15 protein-coding genes and 3 pseudogenes are annotated in these 24,841 nt (G+C 60.2%); 17 read left to right on the forward strand and 1 reads right to left on the reverse strand.

The window, feature by feature from the left end:
* Positions 1 to 68 precede the first annotated feature (68 nt).
* From EN846_RS27240 to EN846_RS27260, 6 genes and pseudogenes are all read left to right on the forward strand, one after another.
* Complete coding sequence (locus EN846_RS27240) at positions 69 to 3,155, forward strand: hypothetical protein (RefSeq protein ID WP_206520143.1); 3,087 nt, start codon at positions 69 to 71, stop codon at positions 3,153 to 3,155.
* 57 nt (positions 3,156 to 3,212) lie between these two features.
* Positions 3,213 to 3,359 carry a hypothetical protein gene (locus EN846_RS35300; protein ID WP_164746627.1) on the forward strand — a complete coding sequence of 49 codons (147 nt, stop codon included), beginning with the start codon at positions 3,213 to 3,215 and terminating at the stop codon, positions 3,357 to 3,359.
* An 806-nt stretch (positions 3,360 to 4,165) separates the two neighbouring features.
* Positions 4,166 to 5,164, forward strand: a complete 999-nt coding sequence (locus tag EN846_RS27245; protein ID WP_206519853.1) for an iron ABC transporter permease — start codon at positions 4,166 to 4,168, stop codon at positions 5,162 to 5,164.
* On the forward strand, positions 5,164 to 5,985 hold the full coding sequence (locus EN846_RS27250) for an ABC transporter ATP-binding protein (protein WP_127239362.1): 822 nt from the start codon (positions 5,164 to 5,166) through the stop codon (positions 5,983 to 5,985). Before EN846_RS27245 ends, EN846_RS27250 begins: the two co-directional genes overlap by 1 nt.
* An 11-nt stretch (positions 5,986 to 5,996) precedes the next feature.
* Entirely contained in the window at positions 5,997 to 7,040 is a 1,044-nt protein-coding gene (locus tag EN846_RS27255) for an ABC transporter substrate-binding protein (RefSeq protein ID WP_189587187.1), read from the forward strand.
* A gap of 240 nt (positions 7,041 to 7,280) precedes the next feature.
* A pseudogene (locus EN846_RS27260) lies at positions 7,281 to 8,503 on the forward strand (IS5 family transposase).
* 213 nt (positions 8,504 to 8,716) lie between these two features.
* Here the strand turns inward: EN846_RS27260 and EN846_RS27265 are convergent.
* A pseudogene (locus EN846_RS27265) lies at positions 8,717 to 9,336 on the reverse strand (transposase); the annotation flags it as partial.
* Between the two features lie 29 nt (positions 9,337 to 9,365).
* On the opposite strand from EN846_RS27265, the pseudogene EN846_RS35980 reads away from it, so the two are divergent.
* The 11 genes and pseudogenes from EN846_RS35980 to EN846_RS27315 all read left to right on the forward strand — a co-directional run.
* Positions 9,366 to 9,470: pseudogene (locus tag EN846_RS35980) on the forward strand (transposase); the annotation flags it as partial.
* Positions 9,471 to 9,786: 316 nt separating this feature from the next.
* Positions 9,787 to 10,953 carry a Xaa-Pro peptidase family protein gene (locus EN846_RS27270; protein WP_348630833.1) on the forward strand — a complete coding sequence of 389 codons (1,167 nt, stop codon included), beginning with the start codon at positions 9,787 to 9,789 and terminating at the stop codon, positions 10,951 to 10,953.
* 207 nt (positions 10,954 to 11,160) lie between these two features.
* Positions 11,161 to 11,766 carry a hypothetical protein gene (locus EN846_RS35310; RefSeq protein ID WP_245460517.1) on the forward strand — a complete coding sequence of 202 codons (606 nt, stop codon included), beginning with the start codon at positions 11,161 to 11,163 and terminating at the stop codon, positions 11,764 to 11,766.
* Between the two features lie 51 nt (positions 11,767 to 11,817).
* Positions 11,818 to 12,813 carry a succinylglutamate desuccinylase/aspartoacylase family protein gene (locus EN846_RS27280; RefSeq protein ID WP_127282605.1) on the forward strand — a complete coding sequence of 332 codons (996 nt, stop codon included), beginning with the start codon at positions 11,818 to 11,820 and terminating at the stop codon, positions 12,811 to 12,813.
* A gap of 1,844 nt (positions 12,814 to 14,657) precedes the next feature.
* Entirely contained in the window at positions 14,658 to 15,758 is a 1,101-nt protein-coding gene (locus EN846_RS27285; RefSeq protein WP_127282604.1) for an ABC transporter substrate-binding protein, read from the forward strand.
* Positions 15,759 to 16,012: 254 nt separating this feature from the next.
* Positions 16,013 to 17,011, forward strand: coding sequence for an ABC transporter ATP-binding protein (locus tag EN846_RS27290; protein WP_189523705.1), 999 nt, complete (start codon positions 16,013 to 16,015; stop codon positions 17,009 to 17,011).
* Between the two features lie 7 nt (positions 17,012 to 17,018).
* A complete protein-coding gene (locus EN846_RS27295; RefSeq protein ID WP_127239358.1) occupies positions 17,019 to 18,764 on the forward strand; it encodes an ABC transporter permease subunit in 1,746 nt (581 codons plus the stop codon).
* 736 nt (positions 18,765 to 19,500) lie between these two features.
* On the forward strand, positions 19,501 to 20,757 hold the full coding sequence (locus EN846_RS27300; protein WP_127282603.1) for a sarcosine oxidase subunit beta family protein: 1,257 nt from the start codon (positions 19,501 to 19,503) through the stop codon (positions 20,755 to 20,757).
* A gap of 17 nt (positions 20,758 to 20,774) precedes the next feature.
* Positions 20,775 to 21,041, forward strand: coding sequence for a sarcosine oxidase subunit delta (locus tag EN846_RS27305; protein WP_127239356.1), 267 nt, complete (start codon positions 20,775 to 20,777; stop codon positions 21,039 to 21,041).
* Positions 21,038 to 24,109, forward strand: coding sequence for a sarcosine oxidase subunit alpha family protein (locus tag EN846_RS27310; RefSeq protein ID WP_127282602.1), 3,072 nt, complete (start codon positions 21,038 to 21,040; stop codon positions 24,107 to 24,109). The genes EN846_RS27305 and EN846_RS27310 overlap by 4 nt, the downstream gene beginning before the upstream one ends.
* The gene (locus tag EN846_RS27315; protein ID WP_127282601.1) at positions 24,102 to 24,635 is read left to right on the forward strand and encodes a sarcosine oxidase subunit gamma; all 534 of its coding nucleotides are present in this window, start codon (positions 24,102 to 24,104) and stop codon (positions 24,633 to 24,635) included. Before EN846_RS27310 ends, EN846_RS27315 begins: the two co-directional genes overlap by 8 nt.
* The last annotated feature ends 206 nt before the right edge of the window (positions 24,636 to 24,841 follow it).

Raw genomic sequence — 24,841 nt, forward strand, 5'->3', positions numbered from 1 at the left:
TGACTGATCCTAAAAGCCTCCAGGCCCTCAAATGGCGCTGCATCGGACCAGCCAGAGGGGGCCGCGTTGTGGCGGTTGCGGGCGACCCCAACGAGCCGTTGGTCTTCTACTTCGGCGCATGCGCGGGTGGGGTGTGGAAGACGATTGACGGCGGCATTTATTGGCGCTGCGTGTCCGACGGCTTCTTCACGAGCGCGAGCGTCGGCGCACTTGCGGTTGCTGGCTCCGACTCCAACGTCATATATGCAGGTATGGGTGAGACGACGATCCGGGTCGACGTTTCGTACGGCGACGGCGTCTACAGGTCGACCGATGCCGGTAGCAGTTGGACTCATTTAGGGCTGAACGAGACACGCCACATCGGCAAGATCTGTATTCATCCCAACGATCCCGACGTCGTGTATGTTGCGGCGCTGGGCGACGCATTTGGGGCCAACGAGGAACGGGGCGTGTTCCGCTCCAAGGACGGCGGCAAGACCTGGCAGAAAGTCCTCTACCGGAATGCCGACGTCGGCGCAGTCGACGTCTCGATGGATCCCAACAATCCACGCATCCTCTTCGCTACGATGTGGCAGACACGGCGGAGCTTCTGGAACCTCAGTAGCGGTGGGCCGGGGAGCGGCCTCTTCCGGACGTTTGACGGCGGCGACACTTGGGAAGAACTATCCGGGCGGAACGGCCTGCCTGACGGCGTGCTCGGTAAGATTGGTGCCTCTGTTTCGAAGGTGCAGCGCGGGCGCGTCTACGCTCTCATCGAGGCGGAGGGAGACAAGATCGGGCTCTATCGCACCGACAATTACGGCGGCCGCTGGATCCAGGTGTCTCAGAACCGCGATCTAATCCACCGTCCTTGGTACTATACGCATGTCTTCGCCGACACTGGACACGCGGATACGGTCTACGTAGCCAATCAACGGATGTGGAAATCGACCGATGGCGGGGCCAGCTTTACCCAAGTGTCCACACCCCACGGCGATAACCATGATCTCTGGATTGACCCGGCCGATCCCACGCGGATGATCGAAGGCAACGATGGTGGTGCGTGTATCACCTTCAACGGCGGCAAGTCTTGGTCGTCGATCTACAATCAGAACACAGCCCAGTTTTATCGCATCGACGTCGACAGCCAGCACCCCTATCGGATCTACGCCACCCAGCAGGACAACACCTCAATTTCTGTTCCGAGCGCCTCGGAATGGGGGGTCATTACCCTGAACGACTGCACCTATCCGGGCACCGGCGAGAGTGGCTTCATCGTCGTTGATCCCGGTGATCCAGACGTAGTGTATTGCGGCGCTATAGGCTACAGCCCGGGCGGCGCAGGAGCTCTGCAACGCTACGACCACCGCACCCGGCAGGTTCGCCTCGTCAACGTCTGGCCGGAAGAGTCGACTGGTATGGCGCCGAAGAACATGCGCTACCGCTTCGCCTGGACCTTCCCGCTTGCCTTCTCGCCGCATGATCGGAATACGCTCTATGCCGGGGGTAACCACATCTTCCGCAGTCGCGACGAAGGATCGAGCTGGACCACGATCTCTCCTGATCTCAGCCTCAACGATCCGGTTCGGCAGGACTATTCGGGCGGCTTGACCCACGAAAACTTCGGCTCTGAAGTGCATGCGACGTGTGCCTCAGTCGTCGAGTCCTGGCACCGCAAGGGCGAGATTTGGGTCTCCACCGATGACGGACTCGTCCATGTGACGCGTAACGACGGGGGCCAGTGGATCAACGTCACGCCCGAAGCCATGCCCGAGCTCGCCTATGTTGGCTGCGTCGAGATCTCATCACACGACGCGGATACCGTTTATGTAGCGGTCACGCGCTACAAACTTGCCGACTATCAGCCCTATCTGTTCCGTACCAGGGACGGCGGCAGGAGTTGGCAGTCGATCGTGGGAGACTTCCCAATAGGCGAGATTACGCGGGTGGTGCGCGCGGATCCGGTGCGGCCAGGCCTGCTGTTCGTCGGCACCGAGACCGGGGTCTTCTTCAGTCTCGATGACGGAGCACACTGGGCGCGCGTGGCTGGCGGCCTGCCCGTGGTCCCGGTCTACGACCTCAAGATCAAAGGAAGCGACCTCGTCGCTGGAACCCACGGGCGCTCGCTCTGGATCCTCGACGATGTGGCGCCATTGCGCGAGTTGGCCGTCGATCAGAAGCACATGAAGCTGGTGAGCCCGCGCCCGACGATCCGAACCAAGCTCAGCTACTGGGCCGGGACGCGCACCGCCAAGGCAGGGATCAGCTACACCGAAGGCATCGCAGCCGGCAGAGAGGGTGTGGAGCTGGAGGACGGATGGCTTGATAGTCTTTATCTCGACTGCGGCGAGAATCCTCCTAATGGGGCGATCGTCTATTACTGGCTGCCCAAGGATGCTGAGGAGCTTGTCAAGCTCACCTTCCAGGACGCCGCGGGCAAGACCATCGTCGCTTTCTCGAGCGATGACCAGGACGCCCCCTTCCATAAGAAGCCGGGCACGAAAGTCGGGCTCAACCGTTTCGTTTGGGATCTCAAGCATCCGGGACCGGCGAAGCTCGATCAGTCGCTGGTGACCAGGAAGTACGAGCCTCTTGCACCGGGCGGCGACCCGAGCGGCCCGACGGTGGTCCCAGGCAGCTATAAAGTTGAGCTCCAGGCCGGCGGCAAAGTCCAGACAGTCGATTTCACTGTTGTCAAGGATCCCCGGATAGCCACGACCGAAAAGGAATTCGCGGAGCAGTTTGCGCTTTTAGAAAAGCTGTTTGATATGCTCTCTGCGCTCAATCAGGCGGTCAATCGCATCCGCCTCCTGAAGCGGCAGCTCGCGGACGCGCAGAAGCGGCTTGGAGAGAATGACGAAACGCTTAGCGAGAGGGCGCAAGCACTGGTCGGGCAACTCGAGGTGATCGAGGGAACGCTTGTCGACATCAAGCGGGAGACGCCGCAGGACGCGCGCCACCCGGCCGGCTTAAACGATACGCTGATGGGCCTCATCGACCTAGTCGAAATTGCCGACGCGGCGCCGACGCTGCAAGCGCGGCAGGTCTCAGATGAGATCATGCAGAAAGTCGACGGCCAAATCAAAAAGCTGGAGGGGCTCGTGGATCAGGTCACTCCGCTCAACGCCGCGCTCAGGAGCGCCGGCGTCGAGCTACTTGGACCGGCCAAGCCTTAGGTGTGGCGTAAGTTCAATATGGTTGAGTGAGCATTCATCCCACAAAAGGCGAGAGACATGGATTTCATTGAGCGGATCTTCGGCGTCGCCCCCGATGGGGGCGACGGCACAACCGAGATACTATACATCGCAGTCGCGGTTGCCGTCGGAGCCGTGGTGGTCGCCCGTCGCTGGCTCCGCCGACGCGCCGCAGCGCGGCGCTAGTCTTTATCTTCTAGGATCGAGATCATGGCGCCTAGAGCTGACTCGATCGATGCGCGAGTATACCTGCTTTCGCCGCCTCCCAAGACGTCCGGCCGGCTCCTGCCGGGCGTTCACTTGGGCTCTTCGCGCAGGCCAGCGGCTATCGCGACCGAGCTCAAGCTGATTTAGAATGCGGGAAACCTTCAAATACGTGATCTCGCACAACTACAGTTATATGCTCCCTTTTCGTCTAGTAGGATGTTGAAAAAGTTCAGGAAATGATAATCGCGAAAGGAATCCTAGTCGCTGAACCGACCTATAGCCGGCGGTGCATTACTGTGGCCGGATTAATAGTACGTATTGCTCAATATTTCCACACTTATCCAGCGCGCGGACGCGAACGCCATTTGGAAGCAAAGCATTACTCGATCAAGTCTTGGATAACGAAATTCAGTTCGAGCGTTCAGGTTTAGCTATGAAGGAGTTTCAGCGCGTTCTGGCTCACTCCAATGAGGCGCGGTAAGGGAGCGGAGTTCAATCTCGTCGTGCATTGAAGCTGAAGAAGCTGTTGTGGCTCATTTACTTCCTCCTGCTGAGGAATTAACCGCCTTGGCCTTCGAATTCGTCCACAGGTTCGCGGCCGAAGCTGCGCAACGTCTTGATGATACCAACGCCCAGGCGGTGGTTTCGTCCACGGTCCGAGCCGGGGACGCCCCTGGCTCCGTGGTTAGTTGCACTCTGGTCTCGCCATCGGGAGAAACGGCGCGGCAACTATGACCACTTCACATAAGGGTCGTCGAGGCCGGGGAGGGTCGCGGCGACAACCGTTGTGGCCGCTCTATCTTGTTCTTTTCATGCTGCTGCTCTCGGCGGTGGTGTTGGCCTTCGCCACCGGGCGCTATCCCGTGCCGCCGCTGATGGCGTTGCGGATCTTACTGCACCCCATCATCGGCGGCGAGGCCGACTGGACCGCGACAGTGGAGACAGTCGTTTGGGAAATCAGGCTGCCGCGCATTGCCGGCGCGCTGCTGGTCGGCGCCAGCCTAGCTGCGGCCGGGGCGACTTATCAGTGTATCTTTCGCAATCCTCTGGTTTCGCCCGCGATCCTCGGCGCTTCGCAGGGCGCGGCCTTAGGCGCCTCGCTGGCCCTGCTATTGCGCCTGTCTTGGTCGGGCATCATGGGTATGGCTGTGGCATCCGGTATCCTCGCCACGTCGGCCACCGCGCTGATCGGCCGTCATCTCGGCAGTGGCTCAATGATCACCTTGGTGCTGGCGGGCCTGGTGGTCGCCGCCGTTTTCAACGCGCTGGTTGCGGTGGTGCAATACATAGCCGACCCGCTCGACGTGCTGCCGTCGATCACCTTCTGGCTGATGGGCAGTCTAAACCGCATCGGCAATGATGATCTCGGCATCATCGGCGTTCCTGTCGCACTTATGCTCGCCCAGCTTTACGCCATCCGCTGGCACATAAACGTACTCGGCGCCGACAACGACGCGGCACGGGCGCTCGGGGTAAACGCGCCGCTGGTGAGCGGCGTTGCCATCGCCGGAGCTACCGTACTGACCGCGCTCGCTGTCAGCGTAAGCGGCATCGTTGGCTGGGTCGGGCTGGTCGTCCCCCACATCGCCCGCTTTCTGGTCGGTCCCAATTTCGACCGCCTCTTGCCGGTCAGCGCCCTGACGGGCGGCCTGTTCCTGCTTGCCATGGACACACTGGCGCGCAGCGTGGCGACGCAGGAGCTACCGCTCGGCGTCGTAACCTCGCTTGTCGGGGCGCCATTCTTCGCCATCGTGCTCGGCCGTGCCCGGAGGCATTGGTTCTGATGGCCGCGTTAGTCGCCAGCGATGTCTCCTTCACTCACGCCGGCAACGTCGCACCGACCCTGCGCGGGATTTCGATCCGGGCCGAAGCGGGCGCGGTGCTGTGCCTTCTCGGACCAAACGGGTCGGGTAAGACGACGCTCCTGCGTTGTCTCGTCGGGCTCCAGGGCGGCGGCGCCGGCATCGAGATAGACGGCCGGCCGCTGCCGAGCTTCGGTGACGGCGAGCGGGCGCGTCGCATCGCTTACGTGCCGCAGCACGGCGCGGCCGTGTTTCCCTATACGCTGGCCGACATCGCAGTTCTCGGCCGTACGCCGCATCTCGGCTCCTTCACCGTGCCGTCGCCCGATGACTGGCGCATTGCCCTCGACAGCCTAGACCGTCTTGGGATCGGGCATCTCGCCAACCATCCGTTCAATCTGTCGAGCGGCGGCGAGCGTCAGCTTGCGCTGATCGCCCGCGCAATCGCGCAGGACGCGGCGACGATCGTGCTCGACGAACCGACGGCCAGCCTCGATTTCGCCAACCAAACGCGTATCCTCGACATCATCGCGGGCTTGGCAACGCAGGGGCGCACGGTGGTATTTTCCACGCACGATCCCGACCACGCCCTGGCGGCGGCGACGCAAGCGGTTCTGCTGAAACACGGGTTCGTGCTTGCGCAGGGAGACGTAGGCCACGTGGTCAACGATCTCACGCTGAGCGCGCTGTACGATGTGCCGGTGCGGCTGGTCTCCGTCGGCGGAAGTGACGATGGCTTCGGTCCCATGACCGTATGTTTTCCTGTCCGCCGAAACTCCCGATTGGGCAAGCTCCAAATCTGAAGGAAATTGACATGAGGCGTCGATCCCTCCTGAAAATTGCAGCCTTCTTGCTGCTCCCGTTACCCATCACCTTGGCGAAGGCGGATGCGACCGGGATCCGCACAATTACCGACATGTCGGGCCGCAGCGTCGTCGTGCCGGCCCAAGTCAAGCGAGTCGCCACCATGGGCTCCGTGCCGCCACTAAACAGTCTTCTGTTCGCCGTCGGCGCGTCGGATCGACTCGTCAGCGGTTTGCCGCCGCGATTCGGCCAGAACCCGCGCTGGACCTTTCAAAAAGTCTTCGCGCCGCAACTGGTTGACGCGCCCTTGATCGAGACGCAGAGCCGCGAACCGGACCTGGAGGCGATCATCGCGCTGCAGCCGGATGTCATCCTGACGACCTATCCAGCCATGGCGGATGCGGTGGCGCGCGTTGGCGTGCCTGCGGTCGTCATTGAATGGCAGGAGCCCGATGACGTGAAGGCGGCGATGGAACTCATCGGCGGCCTTCTCGGCAAGGAGAAGGAAGCAGCCGCCTATGTCGACTACTTCGACCGAACTCTGGCGCGGGTCTCGGCGATTTCGCAATCCCTTGCGGTCACCGAGAAGCCGCGCGTGCTCTATTTCGAGCCGGAGACGATCAGCCAGCCGCATCTCATCGCGGAGTGGTGGATCCAGCAGGCCGGCGGCGTCAGCGTCTCCGACGACGGACGCAGCCAAGAAGTGCTATCCTTCAACATCGAGCAGGTGCTGGCCTGGAACCCCGATATAATCTTGGTCCCCCAACTGAAAAATGTCGAGAAGGTCTTCGGCAACCCGCTGCTAAAGGACGTTCGCGCGGTGGTGACCCGGCGCGTCTTTCCGCTTCCTGTAGTCGCGCATACATGGGGCAATCGCACGGCGGAGCAGCCGCTGACCGTGCTGTGGGCGGCAAGGACGATCAACCCGGAGGTTTTTGGTGAGATCGACCTAAAGGCCGAAGTGGAGCGCTTCTACGTTACTATCTTCGCCCATCCGCTCGACGATGAGATCGTCGCGGCCATTCTGGATCCAACGACCGAGCCACCCCACTAAGCGGTTGGAAACGAGCTGGTTAGCTCAGACCGTATGTTCTCGGCGTGAATGTGGCCTCCCTGTCGGCCGGGAAGAATACGGAAGCCGCTGATATCGTATAGGAATAGTCTACTTTTTAGGCTTCCGAATTGCAGGTAAAGGCCAGTTTGTGGATAGTTTTCTTGCAATTCCAGTTTGCGATTTCGCCGCCTGGCGTAGCGTGATTCACTGCTTTCATCGCAGTGAATCGGGAGCCAGGCGATGGGCAGACCACGCGAGCGGCGCGAGACTGGAGAACAGGGATCTTTTCCGCGCTCGCCTTGATGATGGCGGGGCTCCATATCCTCAAGCACACCTTCAACCTGTCGGACGAGGCGCTGTGCGCACGCTGGATCGAGAACTCGTATTTCCAGTATTTGTGCGGCGAGGAGTTCTTCCGCCATGACCTGCCGTTCGACCGCTCGTCGATGACGCGCTGGCGCAGCCGCATGGGCGAGGAGCGGATCGTCGCGCTTTTGCAGGAAAGTCTCAGTATTGCGGTCAAGAGCGGGGCGATGAAGTCGCAGTACACGCGCCAAGTGATCGTGGACACGACCGTGCAGCCGAAGAACGTGATGTTCCCGACCGACGCCAAGCTCATCCACCGGGCCCGCGAACGGCTGGTGCGGCTGGCCAAACGGGCGGGGCTGGATTTGCGCCAGACCTATGTGCGGGTCGGCAAGCTGGCGCTGATCAAGCACCAGCGCTATGCGCACGCCAAGCAGTTCAAGCGGGCCAGTAAGGCGCTGCGCAGGCTCAAGACCTATCTCGGCCGGACCGTCCGCGACATCTCCCGCCAGATCGCCGGCGATGCGGAACTGGACGCGCTCTTCAAATGGTCGCTCTACCAGGCCTTCACCGTTCTCGAGCAGCGTCAGCGCCAGCGCGTCCGCAAAATCTACAGCCTGCATGCGCACGAGGTGGAATGCATCGGTAAGGGCAAGGCGCATGCGCCCTACGAGTTCGGGGTGAAGGTGTCGGTGGCCACCACGCTGAAGCGCTCAAATGGTGGCCAGTTCGCCCTGCATGCAAAAGCGCTGCCCGGCAATCCCTATGACGGCCACACGCTCGCAGCGATCATCCCTGACATGGAAAAGACCATCGGCAACGAGATCAGCCGCGTTCTCGCCGACGCCGGCTTTCGCGGCCACAACGCACCGGAGAGCCACAAGTTCAGGGTCTTCACCGCTGGTCAGAAGCGCCGCGTGACACCGGCCATCAAGCGCCAGATGCGGCGGCGATCGGCCGTCGAGCCGGTGATCGGCCACATCAAGAACGAACGCAGAATGGGCCGCAATTACCTCGCTCACACCCAAGGCGGTGCGATCAACGCCATCCTGGCCGCAGCCGGTTACAACTTCTCCCTCCTGCTCAGGTGGCTGAAGCAATTTTTGTGGCTCTTGATCGCCGCGTTCCTGAACCGGCCGAAGCAGCTTGCCGCTTAGCGATCAAGATTGTTCACAGTCGACTACCTGCGCCGTGAGATGAGATCGGGGCTTGCTTCGGAGTGGCCGAAGCCGAGCCCGTCAAAAGCCGGACAGGGATTCGCTAAGTCCCGGACAGTCGTTTCAGTAAGTCGCGGCCAGTCTAGCAGCAAACCAAGAAACGCAGCCACGCCGCTTGGCGACGTTCATCGCCCACGCTTTCAGCCATGGTCATTTCGTCACGCGCGTCAGCAACACTTGGGCGGCTTAATAAAGCAATGTTCGCATCATGCCGTCTCCGCATAGCGAGACGCGCCCCACGCGGCGACTTTCGTCCGATTCATTGAGGGCCGGCGTCAGTCCCAGAACCGGCCCCGCCGCCTTGGACTTGTGGAGGCGGGCCGGAATATCGATGGCGCTGGTGAAGGCCAGCGCAGTGATGGGGCCGACACGGGGATATTTGTAAGCGGTTGCAGGTCGTATCCTCCTTGGTGATCGTCAGTACTTTCGGTGCAAACGAGAGAATCCTCACGCAGCTTCCGCCGAGCGGCAAGCAATTGTGCCATGATCTCGAGATCGGGCATTCCTGCGACGAGAATACGCTCCTCAATTTCACAAAACCGACCTTGAGGCCGAAGTTGCGTAGAAGATCACGGATGTCGTTCTCCAGGGCGAATCGCCTTCCCATGCAGAAGCTTGCGGGCAGTCAACAGTGCCCGCCGCTTCTGGCTCGTGAGCGTCTTCACATGCACCGGGCGGTACAGGTTGACCCGCATCACCTGCGCGATGCCGCGTGCGTCATTACGATCCGTCTTGTTTGGCTGCGCCTTCAGGAACGCTTTCACATGGCGCGTCAGGACGATCGGGTTCCGTCCCGCTCCCGGACGATCGCCATCGCGGCAAGACGAAGATCGTGAGGCTCGACCCGCACGAGTTCATCCGTCGCCTTCTCCTGCGTACACTGTCCGACGGTTTGCATCGCATCCGCCGCGCGCGGGATGCCTTGTTCGGTTTCAACATTCACTCGTGTTACTATTCTTGGCGTCGTGGTTAGCAAGCAATTCACCGCGGACCGAATGTGTGGCGGAGCAGGAATTATCCTTCATCGATCGCTGTGCCTTAGCTGCATCTCGCCGCCAGATGACGACGATATAAAAACTGCATTTGACGCAAGCCGCTAGGACGGTTGAATGTCTGGCTGAACCAAAGCACGTTAAGCGACAGCTTCGAACATCGGTCTGAGGCGCACCCGATGCTTAAGCGACCCACAACATGGCAAATCATTGAGGTGAGATATGGCGCCTATGTGCTCAGGTATTCCTCTGACGGGTGTGCCGTTCCCGAGATCCGAGTACGAGCGCAGACGGCTCAACGTGCTGGAGGCAGTGGCGAACGCCGGGCTAGACGCACTTGTAGTGACTGCCCATGGCCATCTTCGGTATCTCAGTGGATACGATGGCAGCGGTGGATACTTCGCACCGTTTCCTTTGATCATGGTGCCCGGTCGATCGCCAACATTTGTGGTACGACAGTATGACGAGCAAGCGGTTCGGTCGTATAGTTGTATTGAAGAGCTAGTTACCTATACCCACCAGCAAGATTTGGGGAAAGTGTGTGCCGACGTCCTCCGTCGGTATGGCTTGCAACGCAAGAGGATCGGTTTTGAGCTGGGCTGCTGGAACCTCGCACCGGCCGACCTCAGTGCGCTTCAGGCGCAGCTTCCCGATTTAAAGATCTCTGATGCGAGTCGGCTGGTTTCTTCGGTGGCGGCGGTGAAGGGCGAGCTAGAACTCGAGTGCATGCGAGAGGCAATGCGCATGACTGACCTGGCAGTGCGAACCTTCCAAAGCTCGCTACGGGAGGGTGTTACCGAACTGGAGATGGCAGCGGCAATGGCGGCGGCCATCAGCGGAGCGGCCGCCAACACTGGCGGGGAAGTTGGACTTTCTCCCGGTACCATTTTGTTCGGGGAGCGGACGAAGTTGCCGCATGGTCCCCCGTCTCAGCATCCAATTAGTAATAACGAGCCGGCTTTTCTGGAAATCGGCGCATCAAAACACGGATATACCGTTGGGATGGTCCGGTGCGCTGTGCTTGGCCGACATCCTGAGGCTGAGTCTCTACACACCTTGGCCGAGGAAGTCATTGACGCCCTCGTTGCCGCGGTTAAGCCGGGCACTTCCGCGGCGGCAGTCGACGCTGCCGGCCGTCAGGTGCTGAAGCGATCTGGGAGAAAGGGAGTCTTTCGCCAACGAACCGGATACCAAACCGGCATCAACTGGACTGAACGCGGTGATCTGAGCTTGGAGCCGGGCGCGGAGGATATCCTGAAGTCTGGCATGACCTTGCACATGCCAAATATATTGTGCAGCGAAAACGGCTATTTATTCGGGGCTGGCGCTCACGTCCTAGTGACAGAGCGTGGTGCGGAACTACTGAGCCAAATACCACCCACGCTCTATCGCGCATAACAACTCGGAAAAGACGAAGGCTCCTATGACTGGGCGGAACAGGGCTGAGCGCGTGCCGTCGATTGCGAATTCGGTCAGCAGAGCGGCTGGTCCGGCACAAGGCCTGAAGCATCGTTTGAAGGACTTTAGTACGTGGGATCGCTAACCCAACGCTCTCTGGGGATTCTAAGCCTTGAATATGGCCTCCTGCCTGGAGCTATTTCATCGATGCCTGATCCCGGCTCCATATTGAATCCGGCTACCTACGAGTTTCCGATCATCACGGAGACTGTAGAGGGAGCTTGGGCGGATATCGTTATCCGCGGCGATCCAGCCCTTGAGCCAGCCTGCATAGCAGCTGCCAAGAGCTTAGTTGAACGGGGTGCGATCGTAGTAAGCGCGGACTACGGCTTCTTTATCCGGCACCAGGGGGCGGTTGCTGTGGCGATCAAGGTCCATGTGGCGCTATCGAGCCTGCTCCTGGTGCCGACGCTGCTCCGGGAGTTGCCTGGCGCTGCTAAGCTCGCCGTTGTGACTGCCGACTCGACCAATTGCGGCGAAGATTGGGTCGACTATCCGGCCGATCTGGGGAGGGTGGTTATCGGCGGCATCGAAGGTGGCAAGTTGCTGCGAAACGAGTTGGTGCGGCCCCCAATCCCCACCGAAGTCGCGGATATCGAGAAAGAGGTTAGTGCCTGCATCTCTCGACTCCGTGCAGCGCATCCTGCGATCGCTGCGATCTTGTTCGAATGCACGGCGTTCCCGGTGGTAACGCCGGCGATCACCGTAGCACAGGGCTGCCCATCTACGACATCACGGAACTATGTCGACTGACGCTCGCGTCCGTCTCTTGAAAAATGCTCCAAAAAACCAACAGGCTGAACAATGAGCGAAGCATCACATCTTACGTTTGATCTCGATACGCCTGGCGTGAGCAGGGGGCATCTCGTTGTGCCTGGAGGTGTCGACTGCGGAGAGCTTTCGCTCCCGGTCTTCAGTCTCAATAAAGGGCAGGGACCACGCCTTCTTGTCACCGGCGGAAATCACGGTAATGAACTGGAGGGGCCACTTGTCGCGCGACGGCTTATCGACTGGCTGCCAGAAGCGCAAACCTGTGGAAGGGTCATCGTCCTACCGGTGCTCAATCCATTGGCCGTGGAGGCATGGAGCCGCAATACTCCGCTCGACGGGTTGAATCTCAATCGCGTGTTTCCGGGCCGCGCCGACGGGTCAGTGACACAACGAATCGCGGATGCGGTTTCGCGCGTATTGTTGCCAATGGCCGACACTGTATTTGATTTGCACAGCTTCGGACCAACGTGGGATTTTCCACCGGCGGCCACGACGCACCCCATTGCCGATCTCGATCTTATGGCCAGGACGGTGAGAATGGCGGAAGCGTTTAAATTGCCCTTGTCATTGGTCTGGGATTACAACGACACGGCTGGAATGTTCGATATCCTGGCCCAGGAGCAGGGCAAGGTTTTTGTGTGCGCTGAATTCGGCGGCGGCACGGTCGGCGCGGATAATCTCGCCATCTACGAGGCTGGAGTACGCAACGCGCTCATCGCGCTCGGGTTGGTCGAGGGTAAAGCCAAGTATCCAACGTTCCGTCAACAGAAGTCCGGCCAAACGCTCGAAACGCATCCGTCCGACGAGTTGAAATCGCCTGCACCGGGCATCTTCGAACCTCGCTGCTCGGTGTTGGATGAAGTGAAGGAGGGAGATCTCATAGGCATCCTGCATCCGATGGATTCGCTGTCCGCTGAGTCCATTGACATCCGGGCGCCTGGAACATCCATCGTCTTCGCCATACGATCGGGCGCGCATGTCGACGCCAACGAAGGAGTAGCGCTCGTGGCGCGATCGCTCAAACTCTGACAGTCGGATGCGCATCGAACTCCCGCTGGACCGCACCAGCAGGAAAAGGAGATAAGATGCTGGTGCCTTCCAGAGTAATTAGCATCCCGTTGAAGAAGCCCAACTGTGCGCGCGACGAAGGCTGCTTCGTCGCGTAATGACCTCTCGAAGACGGCGTGCACTACACCCTGTGGCAATAATCGCCAGGACGCCGAGCCCGCTCGACCGCCTGACGCTGGAGGTGGCCGCCGCCCGCCTAAGCCCGGGCGATGCGCACCGAGCTGGAGGTGGGCATGTCTGCTGTACCATGTCATTCGTCTCGTGTTGCCTAATGGCGGCCATCTCGGCCGCGTCATGTCCGCGATCGAGCTCTGCCGGACTCCGGCGCTTGGCGGTCATCGAGGCCTGTGAGGACTGCGCACATCCCCGCGTCTGCTATAACTGCTGCCGGCTCCCAGTGTCAGAGCGCAACGCGCGGACGGTGGCTCACCGGCCGTCGGCCGATCTGCTGCCGTTAGCGTACTTCCAAGTCGATTTACGGTGCCGACCGAAGTCGCCGATATTGCCTTTCAAAATAAGGCAGTGTCTATGCCATTCTGTGCGACGGCGTCGCCGCAGCGTTCAAGTTCCATCGTCGCCGAGCCGCTACCCCTCCTAAGCCCTTAGCTGGCGGCCACCCTTCTTCTTGCCCATCCATTCCTCTCCGGCCCGTTCCTGTGGCTGTTCCTCAGGCGGCCCATGCGACTGCGCTTCCCCGGCACGCTCGATGGACTCGGTCAGGCTCACGCCTTGATGAGCGCGATTCCTCATGCTTCGTGACAAAGCTAGACCTTCTATACCAAGCCGCCGTTCGGCTCGCCCGAGCAGGTTCTCGTCTATACTCGGCCGTATACCCACGGGGTCGCCATCGCAACAGTCGCCTAGTCAGGCGCCGACGAGACAAGCGTAACCTTCCGCTGGCGGGATTATCATCACAGCAACGCGCCCTGGTTGACGTCGCTCGATCCGAGCGAGTTCATCCGGTCGCGTCCGCTGCATTGCCCGCGACGGCTTCCACCGCATCCGCCACTATGGCTTGTCTCGCCAATGGATGCCGCCGGACCAACTCGCAATCATCCGGTGACCCATGGTGGCGATCAAGCTTGCTCCGACCGCCGCAGCCGGCGAGATCATCAGGCCGCTCACGCGCTTTGACCGCACCGTCTGTCCATCCTGTGCGGAATTCTGCGCATCAATGCAATCCGACGGCGCAATGGGCACCGGGTAGTCACGACCTCAGCGGAGATCTCATCAAGACAGGATGTCACGCAGCATCGATCGCAGCAGCGTCGCGGCATCAGCGTCGGACGCGATGACCCCCATATGATCATCTTCCCCGTGACTACTCGGACAGCCATCTCGGTCCTAGATGACGCCGATATACAAACTGCATTTGACGGGAGGCGCTAGGCGATTGATTTTGATGGAGGTGCTAAGCGCAAGCATACGGCGCGGAAATTGAGTTCACGCACCGACGGCTAGGAAATCCATGGTGAACCACACGGAAGGGACTAATCTGGCGATAGCAGCGGCATGCGGTCGCGTTGGATTTAATTCCGTCAACGATAGGCCACGACCCAGCAGCATGGGGGTTGAGGAATTCGCTACATGCTTGAAGCGAAGCCTCGCTCTTATATTAACCTTGGCAATGGCCCGACATTTCATTGCACAACCCGGCGTATGACATCAACGACGAATCCCTGCCCGATAGCATCGGCTATTGGGTGAGCCTGGTTGAGACTACGCTGGCGGCCCGAGATTAAGGTCGAAGTGCAAAACACTAAAGGAATCCTGCCCAGGGGCGGGACAATGAGGGAGAACAAAAAATGGTGTCGATAAACCGCAGACGTTTCATCCACGGGGCATCCGCTATCGCAGCAGGTGCGATGTCTTACCAACCCCGCCGCGCCGCAGCCCAATCGGCGGGCGAAGTGATAGCCATGCTCAATGGTGGCGACTACGCAAAGGCCTGTATGGAAGCCTATGTAAGGCCATTCGAAGCCGAGACGGGAATCAAAGTGACCCCGATTACCGATGAATTTTCTATGGCCAAATTTGAGCTAGAGGTGTCGAACAATAACGTTTCGGTTGATGTAGTTCCCATAGGCCCAGGCCTAACTTTGCAGGCTTCGCGAAAGGGCTACCTCGAAGAAATCGATTACTCCATCTATAAAAGAGACGAGTTGGACGCGATGCTAGACTTCGCCAAGTCTCCGCACAGTGTCGGGTCGATCGTTTACGCATTATGCATGGTCTACAACATCGAGAAATTCCCAGCTAACAAACCGCGGCCGGCTACTTGGGCAGAGTTTTGGGATGTCGTGAAGTATCCCGGAGTTCGCACGTTGCCAACCGGAGAGTACGGAGAATACGGCCCTTGGGAAGAAGCTCTTCTGGCGGACGGTTTGCCTGCTGACGCCCTCTATCCTTTGGATATCGATCGAGCTTTCGCAAGCCTCGACAAGATCAAACCGCATATCCGCAAATGGTTCGCTACAGGGTCCGAGATCCAACAGATGCTGCACGATAAGGTTGTCGACTTGGCGGAGTCCTACGATGGCCGGGCCGTTGCATTGATCGACCAAGGCGCGCAGGTTGAGATCAATCGAAACCAGCAAAAGATGACCTGGGAAAGCTGGGCAATCCCCAAGGATAGCCCGAATCCCGAGAACGCACAGAGATTCATTGAATTCATAACCCGCGCTGACAGGCAGGCAGCCTTTGTACAGCTCATGCCATACGGCCCAACCAACCGAAATGCGTTCAAACTGTTACCAGAAGCTGTCGCACGTAAATTCGCTAGCCATCCCGATTACTCGGCGTCCACCATAACAATGGACTCCAAGTGGTACAGTGAGGTGGGATCAGACGGCAAGACCAACAACGACAAAATTATCCAACGTTGGAACGAGTGGATTCTTCAGTGATCCCCGATCAGAGTATGTTGTGAAGGTGGCGAGGAACGAGTCCGTCGCCTTCCCACCTCTTAACTCTCGATGGAGCCGCTTCGTCCGGCGCTCTTCTTTGCGGTTGGGAGCTTGTTCGCTTAAAGCTACGTCCCGGCAGTATTAAAGGATCACTTGTGACCTTGCATGAAAACATTACCCGGCCATTTTCCGAAAATGAAGTTTCGGAGAAAAACACGGTTCCGGCGCAGATTGAGTTCCGCGGCGTCACTAAGATGTATGGGGCGGTCGCTGCGGTCAAGAACTTGTCACTTGCAGTCCGTCGCGGCGAGTTCTTGACTATTCTCGGTCCAAGCGGTTCGGGCAAGACCACAGTGCTGATGCTGCTCGCCGGGTTCGTAGCGCCTACAAAGGGAGACATCCTCATTGCTGGTAAGTCGGTTGCTTCAGTGCCGTCTTACCGGCGCGACCAGGGCATCGTCTTCCAGAGCTATGCGCTGTTTCCGCACCTCACGGTGCGCCGCAACCTCGAATTTCCGCTCGAAATGCGCGGCATGAAGGCCTCCGACCGGGCAGTACAGGTCGATCGAATGCTTGAGCGTGTCCACCTCAAAGAGTTCGGCGGCCGTGTGCCATCCCAACTGAGCGGTGGGCAACAACAGCGCGTGGCGCTTTCCCGAGCCCTGATCGCCGATCCGCCGCTTCTCCTGCTCGACGAGCCTTTGGGGGCCCTCGACCGCAACCTTCGCGAGCAGATGCAAGGCGAGATTAAAAGCCTGCACCGGGAGTTTGGCAAAACAACCATCTGCGTCACGCACGACCAGGAGGAGGCGCTCACGCTATCGGACCGAATCGTCGTCATGCGCGCCGGGGAAATCGAGCAGACCGATACACCGGAGGCTCTCTATGACCGGCCCGCGACACAATTCGTGGCGAACTTTATGGGCGAGGCTAATGCCCTCGAGAATTGCGGGTTCAAAGTCGAATCCGATGCCGCGCCGCCCTTGGGCACTGTCGCGATGCTCCGGCCGGAGCGTATCTGCGTTGCCGCTCGGGGGGCTCAAAGGCGAGCCGACGCGGACCAAAGACAATTTGTCACTGGCGTTGTCGAAGACATGATTTATGCTGGCCCGTTGCGGAAATACCAAGTGCGCGCCGGGGACAGTGTGCTTATCGTTCGCGAGCACGTGGCTGCGGGCCAACAGATCTTCCGACCTGGCGATGAGGTACGCCTCGACTGGCTGCGGTCCGACGTTCGCTTTGTCACGGCGTGAGGTTCTGATGAAGACGCTTCGGGAATTTGGCCGAATGCCCATCGCTCTCACTGGGCCGGCCCTTGCCGTGCTTCTCGTGGTATTCGGCATACCAATTGTTCAGCTCTTCCTGACCAGCTTTAACGCACCGGCTTTTTCGACTGGCAACTATAAGGCGTTCTTCGGCCAGCCGGCAAATGTGCGCGTTCTCTTCCAGACCATCGAGATTAGTGTAGTAGCCACGGCTATCTGCCTCCTTATCGGCTATCCCACGGCCTATCTGATCGTGGCCGCCTCGAAACGGCTACGCATGGCGCTCATTGTGCTCGTCCTGGTGCCCTATCTGACCAGTGGACTGGTCGTGACCTATGCGTGGATCGTGATCCTTGGCGATGGCGGTCTGATAAACAATCTGCTGGTTGACCACGGCCTTATTTCCAGTCCGCTGCCACTTATCTACAACCGCATGGCCGTCTATATCGGAATGGTGCACATCATGCTGCCTATGATGATCTTGCCTCTGGTCAGTGCCATGATGGGCATCGACAAATCACTGATGGCGGCGGCTCGCAGCATGGGCGCGCGACCGGCCACAGCTTTCTGGCGCGTTTTCTTCCCTCTCAGCATGCCGGGCGTGCGCAGCGGCTGCCTGTTGGTTTTTGTGGTCTGCCTCGGCTTCTACATCGCGCCAGCCGCACTCGGCGGGTTGGGAGACGCCATGCTATCGACCTTCATTGCGTCGCAGGTCCGTAGCTCTTTCGACATGGGACGCGTCGCTGCCTCGGCCTTTGTCCTCCTGGCAGTCGCCATCGTCGTGCTCTCGATGGTCGGGCTCGATCTCTCAGGTACGTCGCGCCGCACGGCGCAACCATCGCTGAAGTCATGGCACCGTCTCGGTGAGTTTTTTATTTCCTATCGGGCGAAGCGCTGGATAGCACAGCTCTACCGCGCAGGTGGCGACGGTCGCTGGCCGCAGCTAGTCGGCATAATGTTTCTCGCGCTCGTTATGTTCTACCTACTGTTTCCAGAGGTTCTTGTCGTCATCATGTCCTTCAGTGCTGGGAAGTATTTGCAATTCCCTCCGTCAGGTTTTTCGCTGCAGTGGTATGAATCCTTCTTTGGCGATCCGTCATGGTACGCCGCCGCCTGGATGAGCATCCAGATCGGCTTTATGGTTGTCATCCTGTCGACCATCATCGGCACGCTTGCAGCCTTCGGGCTTAACCGCGCCCTTCCGCGCCTGCGCAGCTTCCTGACAATGGCGATGCTGACGCCGATCACCTTTCCGGTTATCGTCGTCGGCATAGCGACCTATCTCGGGCTGCTCAAACTCGGGTTGCTCGGTTCGATGACCGGCATTGTCCTGGCGCATACCATCGGCGCTATCGGCTATGTCCTCGTAATCGTATCGGCGTCGCTGGCGAATTTCGACCCGCAGCTGGAGCAGGCAGCTATGAGCATGCGGGCTGGGCCACTGCAGACCTTCATGAGGGTGACGCTGCCGCTGATTCGGCCGGGTATAATCGGCGGCGCTGTGTTCGCGTTCCTTCACTCCTTTGATGAGGTCGTCATTACATCTTTGGTAGGAGGGATCTCGATGCGCACCCTGCCGCTAAAGATGTGGGAAGATATTCGCCACCAAATCGACCCTACCATTGCCGCAGTAGCGACGCTGTTTATCCTTTTGCCCCTGGTCGTTTTGATGATCCTCTTCGTTGCGGGGTGGAGATCGACCCTGGGCCTTCAGCGCGCGCGTCCAGTACCCGCGGCTTGACACGGGCTTCAGTGTCAGAGGTGGGTAGCCTCGTTTTGTAGGGTGAAACCGCTCTTGGCGGCGATCTAACCCTCGTGGCGACCTGCATCGCAGATCCCTGTCCTTAAATGCCCGCGATGGGTTGGTCACATGCAAGATGCCTGCGCTAGGGCCTGGCAAAGCGTCGAATAGCGGTCCACCTTTCGAGGAGCCAACTCAACGCCAGCGCATCCCATGGGCCACGTCTTCTGTCATCTGAAAACGCGATGGTACCGTTCGCGACTCTATGTTGGCGCATCCAACGCCAAGTGGCGCATACTTTAGGGGCAGTGTTCCAGCTGCATCCGCCCCGTCAACGCAGAGTGAAGTGTAGTGCATATAAGAGACGTCCTCTCGCCTGGTATTGAGGCATTTTTCTGTGACGACCCGATTGCTATCCGGACCGGCCTGACTCAGGACGAAGTTCATCTATGTTGGTGAATTGGTAACGACCGAGTTCACATGCATCCGCGTTTTCTATGAACTGTCTTTGAAGCTCCGGAAGGGACAGCACGGAATGCCAAACCTCTTCGATTCTGACTCCCAGGATCGCGCCGTCACAAGACATGGACGCGCAATACTACCCTTCCTCAACTACGACACACGACGCTTCCCTTTCCCGGCATCGCAATCTCCGAACCCTTCCGTATCTTCGAGCAAGGTGCGGAAGCCTTCTGCAGGTTCGCCCGCCTCCTCTTCGTCAAAATAAGGGAACCGTATGCCCGGCTATTCGGTTTTTTCCATCCTACGCAATGGCCTTTCCGGCGACAGGTACTGGCGGCGCGCCTGGCGCGCACCCAATCCGAAGCCGGCCTATGATGTTGTGATTGTGGGCGGCGGCGGGCACGGCTTGGCGGCCGCTTTCTATCTCGCCGAGAACCACGGCATCCGCAACGTCGCCGTGCTGGAGAAGGGCTATGTCGGCGGCGGCAATGTCGGCCGAAACACCACGGTCATCCGCTCCAACTACCTGCTCGACGGCAACACCCAGTTTTACGAATTCTCTATGAAGCTCTGGGAAGGCATGTCGCAGGCGCTGAATTTCAACGTCATGTTCTCGCAGCGAGGCATGCTCATCACGGCCCATTCGGCCGACCAGCTCGATAGCTTCGGCTTCCGCGCCAACATCATGCGGCTGAACGGCATCGACGCCGACATTCTCCACCGAGATGAGGTGCGGCGGCTCGTCCCCTACCTCGATTTCTCCGATAAGGCGCGTGCCCCGATCCATGGCGCGATCTTCCAAGGTCGCGCCGGCACGGCACGTCACGACGCGGTGGCCTGGGGCTACGCGCGCGCCGCCGACGCCCATGGCGTCGACATCATCCAGGGCTGCGAGGTGACGGGTTTCGTTCGTGACGGCGAGCGCATCGTTGGAGTTGATACGAAGAGGGGCCGGATCCAGGCCGGGAAAGTAGGGCTTGCAGTGGCGGGTCACACCTCACTGCTCGGCCGGAAGGCGGGCCTTGAACTGCCGATCGAGAGCCATGTCTTGCAGGCTTTTGTCACAGAGCCGATCAAGCCCCTGGTCCACCACATCGTGGCCCACGGGACCGAGCATTTCTACGTTAGCCAATCCGACAAGGGTGGGCTGGTGTTCGGCGGCGGGCTGGACGGCTACAATTCCTATGCCCAACGCGGCAATCTCGGCATGGTACGTGAAGTCGCGGAGGCAGCGGTCGCGCTGATGCCCTGCATTTCCCGCCTGCGCATTCTGCGCCACTGGGGCGGGGTGATGGACATGACGCCGGACGGCAGCCCTATCATCTGCCCTACGCCAATCGACGGGCTCTACCTAAACGGTGGCTGGTGCTATGGCGGCTTCAAGGCCACCCCGGCCTCAGGATGGTGCTTCGCGCATACCATCGCCACCGGAAAGGCGCATCCGCTGAGCGCCGGCTACAGCCTGGACCGTTTCCGCACCGGCCGCACGATCGACGAGGCCGGCATCGGGCCGTTCGCCTGGCTGCAATAACCGAGAGACCCAAGACCATGCTACGCATCGAATGTCCCTACTGCGGTCCGCGCGACCACGACGAGTTCCGCTACGGCGGTGACGCGTCGGTCATCCGTCCTGTCCACGACGACGCGGATTTCGAGGCTTGGTACCGATACGTCTTCGTGCGCGAGAACCCGGCCGGACCGCATCGCGAGTATTGGCAGCACGTGATAGGGTGCCGTCAATGGTTGGTGGTCGGGCGCGATACACGCAACCATGAGATCGCCTCAGTCCGCTCCGCGCGGGAGGCACGCGCATGAGGCGGCTTCACGAAGGCGGCCGGATCGACCGATCGCGACCGATGGAATTCATCTTTGATGGCAAGGCTTTAGCTGGGTACCGAGGCGATACGCTCGCTTCGGCGCTACTGGCGAACGGATTCGGCCTGGTCGGCCGCAGCTTCAAGTACCACCGGCCCCGCGGGATCTATTCTGCAGGGCCGGAGGAGCCGAATGCGCTCGTGACGGTGGGGGCGAGGGGGCGCCGCGAGCCGAACCTACCAGCTACCACGGTGGAACTGGCCGACGGGCTGGTTGCCGAGAGCCAGAACCGCTGGCCGTCGTTGAAGTTCGACATCCAAAGCGTGAACGGACTGTTCGCGCCTTTTCTGTCGGCCGGTTTTTACTACAAGACTTTCATGGGCCCGACGCGGCGGGCATGGATGGTCTATGAGCATTTCATCCGCAATGCCGCCGGGCTCGGCCGAGCGGGCGAGGAGCCAGATCCGGATCGGTACGAGGTGCGCAATCTCTTCGCCGATGTGGCCGTGATCGGGGCCGGACCTGCGGGGCTTTCAGCGGCACTGGCGGCGGGCGAGGCGGGCGCCAAGGTGGTCCTCGTAGAGCAGGATTTTTTGGCTGGCGGTACGCTTTTGTCGGAGCCGGCGGACGGCGAGGCCCGGGCTTGGCTTTCCGTAACGCTCGCACGGCTCGCCCACATGCCGAATGTTTCGATGATGACGCGCACCACCGCGTTTGGTGCCTATGACAGCAATGTGCTCGGGCTCGTGGAGCGGCACGGCTCAGGAACCGCCGATCCGGCAAAAGGCGAGGCGCGCCAGATGGTCGCGCTTTTGCGCGCGAAAACGATGGTCTACGCTACGGGCTCGATCGAGCGGCCGCTTACCTTCGCCAACAATGACCGGCCCGGCATCATGCTGGCCTCCGCGGCGCGGACCTATCTGAACCGCTTTGCCGTACTTGCGGGTACGAGGGTGATGGTCGCAACCGACAACGACAGCGCCTATTCCGCAGCCTTTGATCTTGCGGCAGCCGGGGCCGAAGTGACGATAGCCGACGGCCGCGCGGAACCGACACATGAACGATTGGAACAGTCGCGCCACTGGGGCATTGCCGTCCGTAGGAAGTCGCTAATCTCCAATGCTTTGGGGCGTCATGCCGTACGCGCTGTTACGCTTTCCGAACCGGGCGGTACGATTACCTTGAAATGCGACCTGGTCGTGGTCTCGGGCGGTTGGTCGCCGACGGTGCATCTGACCTGCCATCTTGGGGTAAGGCCCGTATATCGCGAGGACATAAAGGATTTCGTTCCCGGAAAGCTCGGAGCGGGGCAGTTCGTCGCCGGCGCCGTGACAGGAGGCTTCATCACAGCCGGTGCCATCGAGGAGGGGCATCGTGCGGGGGCCGAAGCAGCTGCGTTCTGCGGCGCAACGAAATCAGTCCAGCCGCCCTTCAGCCTCGATCTTGCTGAGATCAACGCGGGACCTAATGGTAGCCATTTCGTCACCTCGCCTCGCTCGGGACCTCTCCCCCACTTCGTGGGGGGAAAGGACGGTAGCCCTGCCAGACGGCCGCAGGATTCTCTCCCCACTCGATCGGGTGAGAGATGGTTCGGGAACCGAAAGGCGGAACTTACCAAAGGCAAGGCCTTCATCGACCTGCAGATGGACGTAACCGTCAGTGACGTCGCGCTGGCGCATCGTGAGGGATACGAGTCGGTCGAACATCTGAAGCGATATACGACGCTCGGAATGGGCGCCGACCAGGGCAAGACAAGCAATGTCATCGCGATTTCCGCCATGGCCGGTCTGCGCGGGATGGCGGTTCCGGACGTTGGCACGACTACATTTCGGCCTCCCTATACCCCAGTCGCCGTCGGAGCGCTGGCTGGGCGCAGCCAGCGCCATCTTTACAAGCCGTTCCGGCGCACGCCAATGCATGACTGGCATGTCGCTAACGGCGCGCAGATGCTGGAGACGGGCGTCTGGATGCGGCCCTCGTTTTACCTTGCTTCCGGCCGCGATGTTGACCAGGCCTATCCCGCCGAAATGCGAATGGTACGCGAGGCGGCCGGCCTGATGGACATTTCCACGCTAGGGAAGATCGACGTCCAGGGGCCGGACGCGGCTGAATTCCTCGACCGAGTCTATGTTAACGGTTTTGCCAAGCTGCCGATCGGCCGCGCGCGCTACGGCATCATGCTGCGCGACGACGGCATCGTCTTCGATGATGGCACAACGATGCGGCTCAGCGAGCGGCATTTTTTTATGACGACATCGACCGCGAAGGCCGCGGACGTGATGTCCCGGCTCGAATTCCTGCTCGATACCGCCTGGCCGGGCCTGCGTGTTTCGGTAACTTCGGTCACCGACGAATGGGCGGCGATGTCCGTGGCCGGTCCAACGAGTCGGGAAATCCTCGCCGCCGCGTTCCCCGATCTGAACGTTTCCAATGAAGCGTTGCCGCATATGGGTTTTCTTGAAGGTCGATATAGGGACAAGCCCCTGCGCATCATTCGTCTCAGCTTTTCGGGCGAGCGGGCTTACGAGATCTATACCGGTGCTAGCGTCGGCAAGGAAATGTGGTGCCGGTTGATCGAGGCCGGCACGCCTTTCGGCCAAAAGCCTTACGGGGTCGAGGCTCTGGGCGCCTTGCGCGTCGAGAAAGGCCATGTCGCTGGGCCGGAGATCGACGGCAGGACGACGCTCGACGACCTCGGACTCAGCCGCATGGCGGGTAAGCGCAGCGGCTATGTAGGCGATGTGCTTGGCCGCCGTGAAGCTCTCAGTGACCCGGCGAGGCCGCGGCTGGTCGGACTACGCTGCCTTGAGCCGGGCAAGAGGTTGAGCGGAGGCGCTATTCTATTCAGGCCTGGCGAGCGGATGCACGGCCATGGTCTCGGCCGGATCACCTCGGTGACCTACAGCCCCACGCTCGACGCCTCGGTTGGGCTCGCTTTGATTGCCCGAAATGCCGCGGAGGAGGGCGCTGAGATCGTCGCTGCCTATCCCATGAAGGGCCAGACGGTTCGAGCCCGGATAGTCTCGCCTATTTTCCTCGACCCGAAGGGTGAGCGACTCCATGGCTGATGGTTCGAACATGGGCGGGTTTGAGATGGCGGCCTATGACTGCTCGATCCTGCAATTCGAGGGTTGGGACGGCGCAATGGCAAAATTTGAGGTGGTACTGAATAGGATACTGGGCGAGCCTTTGCCGAACAAGGTCGGCGACACTGCTCGTCATGACGATAGGCTCGTCATTCGGATCGCGCCGCGCCGGTTTTGGCTGCTTTGCGACGGCCCGCCGCCTGTGATCGACGTCGACGCGGAATTCGGCTGCACACTCCCGCTCGGCGAGGGCAGGATTCGGCTCCGGCTGTCTGGCAGGGGCCTCAAACAGGTGCTGGAGCGGTGTGTCGCGGCGGATTGGGAGACACTGGGAGATGGACGGGCAATCCAGACGGGCCTCGATCATATGCCGGTGCTGCTGCTGCGCAGGAGCGGGTTCGAATGCGACCTCCTTGTCCCGCGCAGCCTTAGCAAGGGGCTGATGGATTGGATTGCCGACGCCTCCGCATCGGACCGGTACCTGACTCCCTCGAACGGGTCGACCTAGGCTGCCCACTTAGCCAAGTACGATCGGATTCAAAGGCGCACTTGAAGAAAGCAAAACCAATTGATCGCCTCCTGCGATCGACATTTACCAAGATAGGAGAAAGCTGCTCATGCCCACCTCTAGGCAACAGGAACGCGTACCTGCATTTAGTCAGCAGGAATACCGCGAGCGCACTGCTCGGCTGCGAAAGCAAATGGCGGCGCGCG

Origin of the sequence: Mesorhizobium sp. M4B.F.Ca.ET.203.01.1.1, from assembly GCF_004791025.1 — a bacterium.
In the GTDB taxonomy this organism is placed as follows: domain Bacteria; phylum Pseudomonadota; class Alphaproteobacteria; order Rhizobiales; family Rhizobiaceae; genus Mesorhizobium; species Mesorhizobium abyssinicae.

Excerpts from the sequence above, each read along its gene's own strand:
- EN846_RS27250 (WP_127239362.1), top strand. The coding sequence starts at position 5,164 with ATGGCCGCGTTAGTCGCCAGCGATGTCTCCTTCACTCACGCCGGCAAC.
- EN846_RS27270 (WP_348630833.1), top strand. The coding sequence starts at position 9,787 with ATGTGCTCAGGTATTCCTCTGACGGGTGTGCCGTTCCCGAGATCCGAG.
- EN846_RS27280 (WP_127282605.1), top strand. The coding sequence starts at position 11,818 with ATGAGCGAAGCATCACATCTTACGTTTGATCTCGATACGCCTGGCGTG.
- EN846_RS27255 (WP_189587187.1), top strand. The coding sequence starts at position 5,997 with ATGAGGCGTCGATCCCTCCTGAAAATTGCAGCCTTCTTGCTGCTCCCG.
- EN846_RS27315 (WP_127282601.1), top strand. The coding sequence starts at position 24,102 with ATGGCTGATGGTTCGAACATGGGCGGGTTTGAGATGGCGGCCTATGAC.
- EN846_RS27290 (WP_189523705.1), top strand. The coding sequence starts at position 16,013 with ATGTATGGGGCGGTCGCTGCGGTCAAGAACTTGTCACTTGCAGTCCGT.
- EN846_RS27305 (WP_127239356.1), top strand. The coding sequence starts at position 20,775 with ATGCTACGCATCGAATGTCCCTACTGCGGTCCGCGCGACCACGACGAG.
- EN846_RS27285 (WP_127282604.1), top strand. The coding sequence starts at position 14,658 with ATGGTGTCGATAAACCGCAGACGTTTCATCCACGGGGCATCCGCTATC.
- EN846_RS27295 (WP_127239358.1), top strand. The coding sequence starts at position 17,019 with ATGAAGACGCTTCGGGAATTTGGCCGAATGCCCATCGCTCTCACTGGG.
- EN846_RS27310 (WP_127282602.1), top strand. The coding sequence starts at position 21,038 with ATGAGGCGGCTTCACGAAGGCGGCCGGATCGACCGATCGCGACCGATG.
- EN846_RS27300 (WP_127282603.1), top strand. The coding sequence starts at position 19,501 with ATGCCCGGCTATTCGGTTTTTTCCATCCTACGCAATGGCCTTTCCGGC.
- EN846_RS35300 (WP_164746627.1), top strand. The coding sequence starts at position 3,213 with ATGGATTTCATTGAGCGGATCTTCGGCGTCGCCCCCGATGGGGGCGAC.
- EN846_RS35310 (WP_245460517.1), top strand. The coding sequence starts at position 11,161 with ATGCCTGATCCCGGCTCCATATTGAATCCGGCTACCTACGAGTTTCCG.